Origin of the sequence: Sabulibacter ruber (assembly GCF_017355955.1) — a bacterium.
In the GTDB taxonomy this organism is placed as follows: domain Bacteria; phylum Bacteroidota; class Bacteroidia; order Cytophagales; family Hymenobacteraceae; genus Nibribacter; species Nibribacter ruber_A.
Genome location: NZ_JAFFID010000019.1, coordinates 1 through 573, shown reverse-complemented (window position 1 = coordinate 573; position 573 = coordinate 1). Strand labels below are relative to the sequence as shown.

Here is a 573-nt window from a genome sequence, read left to right as displayed (position 1 = left end):
TCGGCCCGCAGACCGCCGCCCGCCTCATCGCCGAACTCGACGATCCCGCCCGCTTCCACAGCCCCGGCGCCCTCGCCTCCTACATCGGCCTGGTTCCGGCCATCCGGCAGTCGGGCAAGCGTTGCGGGCAGCGGGCCGGCCTGACCTCCATCGGCAAGGCTCGCCTGCGACGGGCGTTGTGGATGCCCACTCTGACGGCCGTGCGCCGCAGCCCCTGGCTGAAGGCCTTCCACGACGGCCTGTGCGCCCGCGGCAAACCGCCCAAACTCGCCATCATCGCCGCCATGCGCAAGCTCACGACAGCGGTCTGGATCGTCGCCCGCCAGCGCCGGCCTTGGAACCCCAACCCCACTCAGGAGGCGACCGCCTGATCCCCAGCGGTCGGCCTTCGGCCGAGCCGCATGCCAAGCCAGCGTCAGGACGGGCGGCACGGGTCAAGGCCAAGGCCGCCAAAGGCGGTGGCGCGCCAGCGCCAGCCTTGACGCGGGACGACCGCCCTGGCACCCAACCTTATTCCTGCTTGATCCGCATCACGGTATCTCCATACTGGCCGCCCCCATATTTGCCGCCATA

1 protein-coding gene is annotated in these 573 nt (G+C 70.7%); it reads left to right on the top strand.

Features of this window, described 5'->3' with window-relative positions:
* Window positions 1-371: transposase (locus JT719_RS24255; RefSeq protein WP_207436379.1), on the top strand; the 371-nt coding region annotated here is incomplete at its 5' end.
* Window positions 372-573: the final 202 nt, after the last annotated feature.